The sequence below is a fragment of the Microvirga arabica genome (assembly GCF_016811235.1).
Taxonomy (GTDB): Bacteria; Pseudomonadota; Alphaproteobacteria; order Rhizobiales; family Beijerinckiaceae; genus Microvirga; species Microvirga arabica.
The window spans coordinates 156,804-166,241 of the sequence record NZ_JAFBID010000003.1 but is presented as its reverse complement, the minus strand read 5'-3'; the positions used below and the strand labels follow the sequence as shown (position 1 = coordinate 166,241).

The 9,438-nt window shown below is 58.0% G+C and carries 4 protein-coding genes and 1 tRNA gene; all 5 read left to right on the top strand.

Going from position 1 to position 9,438, the window contains the following annotated elements:
* The first annotated feature begins 44 nt into the window (after positions 1 to 44).
* Complete coding sequence (locus JQC81_RS03060; protein ID WP_203270242.1) at positions 45 to 1,547, top strand: tripartite tricarboxylate transporter permease; 1,503 nt, start codon at positions 45 to 47, stop codon at positions 1,545 to 1,547.
* Positions 1,548 to 1,609: 62 nt separating this feature from the next.
* The gene (locus tag JQC81_RS03055) at positions 1,610 to 2,584 is read left to right on the top strand and encodes a tripartite tricarboxylate transporter substrate-binding protein (protein ID WP_203270241.1); all 975 of its coding nucleotides are present in this window, start codon (positions 1,610 to 1,612) and stop codon (positions 2,582 to 2,584) included.
* A 122-nt stretch (positions 2,585 to 2,706) separates the two neighbouring features.
* Positions 2,707 to 2,783, top strand: a tRNA-His gene (locus tag JQC81_RS03050).
* A gap of 920 nt (positions 2,784 to 3,703) precedes the next feature.
* Positions 3,704 to 6,700: a helicase-related protein gene (locus JQC81_RS03045; protein ID WP_203270240.1), complete on the top strand. Its 2,997-nt coding sequence runs from the start codon at positions 3,704 to 3,706 to the stop codon at positions 6,698 to 6,700.
* 5 nt (positions 6,701 to 6,705) lie between these two features.
* The gene (locus tag JQC81_RS03040; RefSeq protein WP_203270239.1) at positions 6,706 to 9,432 is read left to right on the top strand and encodes a DUF8807 domain-containing protein; all 2,727 of its coding nucleotides are present in this window, start codon (positions 6,706 to 6,708) and stop codon (positions 9,430 to 9,432) included.
* Positions 9,433 to 9,438: the final 6 nt, after the last annotated feature.

Here is a 9,438-nt window from a genome sequence, read left to right as displayed (position 1 = left end):
CGTCGCGGTCCGGTTGATGTCGCCGACCACAACGGGAGGATCTGATGGGTGACCTTTTCTCCAATCTCAGCCTCGGTTTCGGGGTCGCCCTGACCCTGCAGAACCTGGGCCTGGCCTTCCTCGGCTGTCTCGTCGGCACCCTCATCGGCGTGCTGCCCGGCGTCGGGCCCATTGCCACCATCGCCATGCTGCTGCCCATCACCTTCGGACTCGATCCGACCGGTGCACTCATCATGCTGGCCGGCATCTATTATGGCGCCCAGTACGGCGGGTCGACCACGGCAATCCTCGTCAACATTCCGGGCGAGGCGACCTCCGTGGTCACGGCGCTCGACGGTCACCAGATGGCCCGACAGGGCCGGGCCGGCGTGGCGCTCGGCATCGCGGCCATCGGGTCGTTCTTCGCCGGCACTGTGGCGACGCTTGTCATCGCGGCCCTGGGAGCCCCGCTCACCAGCCTGGCGCTGATCTTCGGACCCACCGAGTATTTCTCCCTCATGGTCATGGGCCTGGTCTTCGCGGTCGTGCTGGCGCGGGGCTCGATCCTCAAGGCCATCGCCATGATCCTCGTCGGCATCCTGCTCTCCACGGTCGGCACGGATCTGGAAACCGGTGAGGAGCGCATGACCTTCGGCCTCCCGTTCCTGTCCGACGGCATCGACTTTGCGGTGCTGGCCATGGGCATCTTCGGCATCGCCGAGATCATGCGCAATCTCGATCATACCGAGACCCGCGACGTGGTGCGCCAGGCCATCGGACGCCTGCTGCCGAACCGGGACGACTTCAGGCAGTCCTACAAGCCGGTGCTGCGCGGCACCTTCATCGGCGCGGCGCTCGGCATCCTTCCCGGCAACGGCGCAGTGCTCGGGCCGTTCGCAGCCTATACGCTCGAGAAGAAGCTCGCCAAGGACCCGAGCCGCTTCGGCCGCGGCGCCATCGAGGGCGTGGCAGGGCCGGAAAGTGCCAACAACGCCGGCGCGCAGACCTCCTTCATCCCGCTGCTGACGCTGGGCATCCCGCCGAATGCCGTGATGGCCCTGATGGTCGGCGCCATGACCATCCATGGCATCATCCCGGGCCCTCAGGTGATGACCAAGAACCCAACCCTGTTCTGGGGCATGATCGCCTCGATGTGGGTGGGCAACCTGATGCTGCTCATCATCAACCTGCCGCTGGTGGGCATGTGGGTGCGGCTGCTGAAAGTGCCGTATCGCCTTCTGTTCCCGGCGATCCTGATGTTCTGCTGCATCGGCATCTACTCGATCAACTCTCTGCCCACCGACGTGATGTTCATCGCGTTCTTCGGCCTCGTCGGCTACATGCTGATCAAGTTCGGCTTCGAGCCGGCGCCGATGCTGCTCGGCTTCGTGCTCGGCAGGCTCATGGAGGAAAACCTCAGGCGCGCTCTGATTATTTCGCGCGGCTCGCTGGAAACCTTCATCGAGCGCCCGGTCAGCGCCGGCCTGCTCTTGGTGGCCGCTGTCCTACTTGTGATCGCCCTTCTGCCCTCCATCCGAAAGGGAAGGGACGAGGTCTTCACCGAGTAGCTTGCCTTCAACTCCATCTTGCCCACATGGTAGGCCATAACTTTTCCAAGGGAGGAAAATTGATGAACAAGGTTGTACTGGCTCTGGCCGCAGTCGCCGGCTTGGCCGCAACGGGCGCCCAGGCCCAAGGCTATCCCACCCGCCCGATCACCATGATCGTTCCGTTCGCGGCCGGCGGCCCGACGGACGTGGTCGCCCGCATCGTGACCGACAACATGAGCCGTACGCTGGGCCAGCAGATCGTGATCGAGAACGTGGCCGGCGCCGGCGGCACCACGGGCATCACCCGCGCCGCCCAGTCTCAGCCGGACGGCTACACCATCATGATGGGTCATATGGGTACCCATGGCGCCGCTCCGGCCCTGTACCCGAACCTCAAGTATGATCCGACCAAGGACTTCGCGCCCATCGGCCTGGCAGCCGGCACCCCGATCGTGATCGTGGCCAAGAAGGACTTCCCGGCCAACGACCTCAAGGGCTTCCTCGACTATCTGTCCAAGAACGCCGACAAGGTGAACATGGCCCATGCGGGCGTGGGCTCTGTCTCCCACTCCACGGGCATCTTCTTCAACTCTGTGGTCAAGGCGAAGCCCACCATGGTGGCTTATCGTGGCACCGGCCCGGCCCTGAACGACCTGATGGCCAACACGGTCGACTTCATGACCGACCAGATCGTCAACGTGGCCCCGCAGATCCAGGGCGGCAACATCAAGGCCTACGCCATCGCAACACCTGAGCGCTCCCCAGTGCTGCCAAACGTGCCGACCACCAAGGAAGCCGGCCTTGAAGGCTATGAGGTCAGCGCCTGGAACGCGGTCTTCGCCCCCAAGGGCACCCCGCCGGATGTGGTCAAGAAGCTCAGCGACGCCCTCATGAAGTCCCTGGACGACGAGAACACCAAGAAGCGCCTTTCCGAACTGGGCGGCGTCATCCCGAGCAGCACGGAGCGGACGCCGGAAGCCCTGCAGAAGCTCGTCGAGAGCGAGGTCGCCCGCTGGACCCCGGTCCTCAAGGCCGCCGGCGCGACGGCGGAATAAGCGTTCTCAAGCTTGAGCACGCGACGCGGCGGGCCTGGCGCCCGCCGCGTTCATTTCCGGAGCATCGGGCCGTAATCAGGTCTTGAAATTGCTCGCCCGGGCGATTACACCCTGCCTCACGTGCAGCCGTAGCTCAGTTGGTTAGAGCACCAGATTGTGGATCTGGGGGTCCCCCGTTCGAGCCGGGGCGGCTGTACCATTAAAATCAAGCACTTAGCCCTCGTAGGTTCGAGGGCTGCTTACCAGAAAACTCAATTAGTAAGCGTATGGTAAGCATAGAGCGCCGCCTTTATATGGGCCATTAGCACCGGGCGTTACATATCAAGGGTAAGCGAGGTCAAAGCCATTTATGCTCGCGCACATCGCGAGGAGTTTGACCTCAGAGCTAGCAGAAATGTTATCATATGTATCGGTTAGCTAGCGCGCCGGATCAGTTACTGTTGCGTTGCTTTTGCTAGGGAGCCGCGACATCCGCTAACGCGAATTGCGCTTAAGAGCCGCCGTTTTGAACATAGTGGATGAGTGCCCTACCAATTCTCAAGGCTCCCTTTTGAGAAGTGTTATTAAGAAACTTGGCGCATCACTAGACGCCAGTCTGCCACCAGTCTCGGAATAGTTGCAACGCATCCACACACATATGCTGCTGATGCCGACTTGGCCAACTGCTTAGTGACTTAGCATTGTCGGCCTTATATTGTAGAGCTTGAGCAGAATGGCGGGCTTGGCTTGTCGGCAGGGGCGTGCATCGGCTCTAGAGTCAGATATTTCAAACCGCTGCTGCAACAAGCAGCATTTGCGGGTCTGACATAGAGGGGGGCGAAGAGTGGTTGAGCAGGTCGCCACAAAGCAGCGCATGCTGCGCCTGTGGAGCAATTGTCCAGGCGGTGCGCTATGACTCAAGCTCCAAGACGAGGTGACAAACTACGAATCGACGGTGAGCTCGTTACGGTCGAGATGGTTAACGTAACCGACGACGCCGCAGACCTAATTGTACGGCGGCCTGATGGCGCACTAACCGATCGCACTATGACTTGGTCGCAGCTCGCCCAAGCCCGAGTTCCGGAGAACGATGGCCAGGGAGCGCCAACCCAAGCACTCGCTGGCTTGTGGGGGCGTTGGATGCAGTATGCGTCGCCTCGTCTCCGCTCGGCCGCCTTAGCCACCAGATCACTGAAGCCGTTTGCGCACCAAGACGAGGCGGTCTTTGATCATATGTTGCCTCAGCCCCGCCTTCGCTTTCTCTTGGCGGATGAGCCTGGAACGGGCAAAACGATCATGACCGGGATGTATCTGGTCGAAGGGCGTCGTCGTGGCCTTATTCCAGGTCCATCATTGATTGTTGTGCCCGCTCATCTGGTACAAAAGTGGCAGGAAGAACTTGAGGACTTTTTCGGAATACGTGCGAGTCGCTTGACCCCAGAAGTAGCGAGGGACCCTAAAGACCTCGATCCCCGAGTAGATGTTTGGGTGACTAGTCTCGATCTCTTCACATTTAACCTTGATGTTCGGCGCAAGGCTGCCGGATCAAGGGCATCTTGGTCACTCGCAGTCTTTGATGAGGCGCATCGCCTTACGCCAACGTCACGCTATTTGACTGCAGCACAGGAGCTCGCAGCCCGAACTCACCATTTGCTCTTGCTGACCGCGACGCCGCATCGGGGTAAAGAGCACTTCTTCCGAGGGCTCTGCAATCTTCTCGACCCAGCGATGTACCCGTGGGAGCCAGACGAAGACCAATATACTGGCCGGCTCAAGCCGAGCCGCTTGTCGTTCCTGCGACGAATGAAGGAAGAATTGCGAAACCTTGATGGCTCTCGTCTTTTTCCGGATCGTTTCGCCGAAACTGTTACAGTGTCGTTGGGTGACCTGGAGCTTGATGCCTATCAGGCAGTGATGAATTACGCTCAAACTTGGTACGGCGAGAACTCGACACTAGCGCTTTCTATTTACGGAAAGCGAGCTGCCTCTTGCCTCCCGGCCGCAGAGGCGACGTTGAAGCGTCGCTTAGCAGCATTATCGGGTTCAGCAACCAAGCGCGGCCTCGGGCAAGTGCCGGAAACGCTCGCTGAGGGGCTACGAGGCGACCGCTTGCTATCAGATGCATTCGAAGACCCGGCAAGCCTCGCCCAGGTGGAAGACGTAATTATAGGAGCTGCCACTAGGGACAAATTAGGTGAAATTGAAGCTGTCGAGACCCTCCTGGCACAGCTCCGTGCTGCCATCGATGACGGTGGGACCCCAGAGAAATGGGTGATCGCCGAACGTCTGATGGAGCGCCACGGGATAAGGCCTGGTGATGGCCAGCTTCTCCTCTTTACAGAATTTAGTGATACCGCGCGTTGGCTCGCATCCCGCTTTTCTGATTCAGGCTACAGTGTTGAAACCTTAGAGGGTGCAGTCGATCACCGGACCCGTCACGAGTTACAAAGGCGATTCTTAAATCGAGAGTTCCAAGTGCTTGTATCTACGGATGCAGGCGGCGAAGGCATTAATCTCCAAAGTGCCCATGTCATGATTGACTGGGACATACCGTGGTCACTGGTTCGCCTTGAACAGCGGATGGGGCGATTGCATCGTATTGGACAAAAGAGGGACGTCTATATCTATCACTTAGTTGCGCCTCAGACCCGCGAAGGACGGGTCCAAGAGGTTATGCTCAGCAATATCGAAGCCGCCGCGGAGAGCCTAGGCGGCCGGATATTTGACCTTTTAGATGCAACAGTTGCTCGACTATCGGCCGAATTCGATTTCGCGCGGGCGCTATCCAAAGCGCAAGCCCAACCAGGTGTAGAGATCGTCGTGCCTGACGTGGCCGCACTTAGGAAAGCTGGTGAAGCGCTAGTAAATGAAGATCAGCATCTGCGAGCCCGAGTAGATCATGCAGCTGCTGAGGCTCGGTTCCGTTCTGACCGCTTAGAAGCAATCAACCCGGTGATTGTAAATGGATTCCTTGAGGCGCTTGCTCAAGCTCAGGGCTGGACGTTAACCTCCGGCCCTGCGTCAGGAATTCGCCGAGTAAAAAGTTCAAAGTCACTCCCAGCGGCACTCGGTGCCGCCAGCAGCCGCTACGTCGCAGCTGACGGCCGCTCCCTTCAACAAGCACGTGCAGACGGTGCCGCTGATCTCGACGACGTTGTCGTGCTCGGACCTACCGAGGAAGCCTTTCTAGAGTTGGTGCAACTTGCTGTTGAAGTTGGTCGGCCAGAGTTGTTGCGAGGCACCCGACTCGTTGATACAGGCTCAATCACAGACTACACCTTACTCATCTACGAAGCGGAGGTGCGCGTACACGACGGCGTACGCCAGGTCGCCCGCCCAGCACCGTTGCTCGTGCGCTGGTCCGGCGCAGGAGCGTTCGAGGTGTCCTGGGAGTCACTGATGAGCCTTAGTCCCGCGACTGGGACGGCTGTGAGTAAGCCCACCCCGGCACAGCTCACCGACGGTGAGACTGAGGCGAAGGCAGCGCTGAAGCGTGAGCTCGATAGACAGAAAGCGGAGCGTCTTGGATGGGTTGAGAAGGCTCGTCTGCAGCTCAACGACCTCGAAGACCGGTTTCTTGCAGAAATTGCGGAGCTTCCGAAATCTGAACGGCAGCATCGCCAAGCAGCCTTTCTGACCCTCAAAAGCCATCGCTTGTCGCAGCTTGCGGAACTTGAAGATGTTCAAGCGACAGCAGTTCGATTGATTGGATGGGCAGAAGTCACTGCGGGGGTCACGCTCAATGAGCTTGGTTACGAGCCGAACGCAGAAAAAGTTGCCGTAGCGACAGTTATTGCCGAGCTCAAGGCACTTGATTACGTGGTTGATGATCGCCAGACGGCCGGCGTTGGTTATGACCTACTCGCACGACACCGCCACAATGGAGATCAGCGGTGTATTGAGGTCAAAGGCTTCACAGGTGCTATGGGCCCAGTTTGGCTCGAGCAGAATGAGTGGGCCCAGGCACTCCAGCGCGGTGACGACTATTGGCTTTATGTAGTCGACGATTGTGCGTCGCATCCAACAGTGCGGGTGAGAGCCAAAAGTCCAGCCGAATTGTTCGGGAGCAACGCCGCAAAAATTCAGCGCATTCAGATCAAGCTTTCTCAGCTCAAAGCTCACATAGCATCAGCGTGATTGATATGACTAATACACGGATGATTGACCGATGGTTCCCGGTTGCCGCGGTTGATGAGGCTTGCGGTACCCCTCAAGGATCGGGTCGCGTCGAAAAAGCGATCTTCACGTGGTTTGCCTCGCGGCCAATCGCACAGGCCCGAGCCGCCGCACTAACATCGCTCCTACCGTTCGATAATGCCCTGAAGCCACTGATCGATTTAGCGGTGCGGAGCGGTGATCAACAGGCGATAGGAGAGTTGGCTAAACGGGTGGTGGCAGCCCACTCAGGCAAGAGGCCTGTCGTATTGGATATGTTTTCGGGCCGCGCCATGATTCCACTCGAGGCAGCGCGAGCAGGAGCGGATGCGATCGGCGTCGACCTTTCTCCGGTGGCTACATTAGCAGGTCGGCTCCTGGCTGACTATCCTGCACGAGATTGGTCGGCAGAGCCAAATCTTCCAATCTCATACTCAACAATCTCTGGCTCATTGGACTTGGAGGTAGGCGGAAAGGATCGCCTTGTCCGTGACATTGAGGTCATCCTCAGCGAAGTCGGTCGCCGCATATCTGAAAGGGTGAGGCCTTTCTATCCGCAGAATGAATTGGGCCAGTTTCCTTGGGGCTATCTATGGGCGATCACTATCCCGTGCGATGGTTGCAAGCGCCGCTTTCCCCTGCTTGGGTCACTTGCACTGCGCCATCCATACAAAAAGACAAATGATCTCGGTCAATCATTGTGGCTCATTCCCGAGAAAGACACATGGCGAGTTGATGTTATCGACGGTCCACCTGTTCAACAGCCAACATATTCGTCTGGCCTGAAGGCTGATGGTGGGAAGAAAAAAGGGAAGGCTGCACGCTGTTTGTTTTGTGGGTTCGTCCATCCGCTCGAGGTGGTGAAAGGCAAGGGTGAAGCGGGTCAATATCAGGATTCTCTCCTCGTTGTTGCTGACACAGACCAAACGGGAAAACGAATATTCCGTTTGCCGTCCCAAGACGAACGTGCCGCAGCGACAGGCACCAAACCGGGAGCAGATCACAGCGGTCCATACTCAGCTTTTCCGACCGAGCGAATTCCGCCAGGCAATGTGCACACTGTGATGGCAAGTGGTTACGGCTATCGGACATTCGGCGAGCTCATGTGTGATCGACAAACTCGGATGTTTGTCGAGGCTACCTCTGTTATTGCATCGATATTTGATGAGCTCATTGCGGCCGGCTTCTCAAGCGATTATGCGGCAGCTCTTAGCTCGTTCGCTGCATCGGTCCTTGTCCGGTGGCTGAAACACGCAACCCGTGGTGCGCGCCTCCGTCAACACGGGAGTGCTGATGGCTCTAAGAACAATAATCTTCAGGTTGACCATATTTTCACCAACGAGGCGAGCGTCAACTTCCAGTTTGACTATTTCGAAACCGGGCCGGGTGCGGGCGCTGGTACTTGGTCATCAGTTTCTACGACCGCCGTACAGGCAGTAGCAAAAGTTTTGCGTGAGCCGAAAGGGCGGCCGGTTAAGCTCCGACGTGCCTCAGCAACTGCCCTGCCTCTAAGGGACAGTTCAGTCGACGCAATTATTACGGACCCTCCCTACTATGATATGATCGAGTACGCCGATGCGTCAGACCTCTTGCACGTATGGCTGAAGCGATGCCTGTATCGTGCCGAACCAGATTTGTTTGGACCCGGCAGCCAGCATCCAGACGGCCTCCAAGATAAGAACCAAGAGATCATTGTTCGTCGTGTGCACGAGCCAAATCGTATTAAGCACGATACAGAGTTCTATGAGAGCATGCTCGCTGCCTCGTTCAGTGAGGCACGACGAGTTCTCAAGGCAGAAGGGCATCTCGTTGTGGTTTTCGGCCACTCTGATCCCGATGCATGGAGGCGCTTGTTGGGAGCTCTCCAAACGGCCGGTTTCGTTGTGACATCAGCATGGCCGTCTCGCACTGAGTCAGCGAATACCGGAGTGGCATCGATAAAGGTCACTGTGACGATCGGTTGTCGAGTCGCCCCTGCTCGACGGCCGCTTGGTATGGCCTCTGAAGTTGATCGCGAGGTGGTAGAGGCTGTTACGGAGAGAGTGCGCCAATGGGACGCCGATGGATTAGCACTTGAGGATCAACTTATGGCGTCTTACGGCCCGGCAATGGAGGTGTACGGCCGCTATAGTAGGGTGGTTAACCCCGATGGGACTGACGCTGATCTCGATCGCTATTTAACGATTGCGAGGCGTGCCGTTCGCGACGCAATGCGCCTTCGAGTGGATCAGCTTCCGCTAGAGACTTTTGACGTGGTCACCCGATTCGCCGTTTTCTGGCTACGCGCGAAAGGTAGAGCGGAAGTGCCGAAGGGGGAGGCCCGCTTCTTCGCACAGGCCGACGAACTTCGACTCTCGGATTTGAGGGATAGAATTCTAGCAGAGTCAAAAGCGGGATTTCGCATTCGATTGGATGAGCCCAGTCCAGTAACTCCTGGATCGTCGGTATTCGAGGTTGTGCGGGCGATGGCACATGCTTGGGACGAGGGCGGCACTGAGGCCGTCGCGACCATAATCGCTCAGGCTGATCGCGACGCAAGCGATCAGCACCTTTGGGCAGTTGTCGGCGACCTTGCAAGTCACCTACCAGCTTCAGACAAAGTGGCCAAAGCACTAGCGGCTATCAAGCGCACTTCGTCTACTATCTCAACCCTAATTGGAAGCGTGCACCAATCCAAAGTTCAACGCACGTTGTTCGACGAGTTAGAGGCATAAACCGTA

What these genes read in the sequence shown, in the direction of transcription:
- JQC81_RS03045 (WP_203270240.1), top strand. Translation starts at nt 3,704, where the DNA reads ATGCAGTATGCGTCGCCTCGTCTCCGCTCGGCCGCCTTAGCCACCAGA.
- JQC81_RS03040 (WP_203270239.1), top strand. Translation starts at nt 6,706, where the DNA reads ATGACTAATACACGGATGATTGACCGATGGTTCCCGGTTGCCGCGGTT.
- JQC81_RS03055 (WP_203270241.1), top strand. Translation starts at nt 1,610, where the DNA reads ATGAACAAGGTTGTACTGGCTCTGGCCGCAGTCGCCGGCTTGGCCGCA.
- JQC81_RS03060 (WP_203270242.1), top strand. Translation starts at nt 45, where the DNA reads ATGGGTGACCTTTTCTCCAATCTCAGCCTCGGTTTCGGGGTCGCCCTG.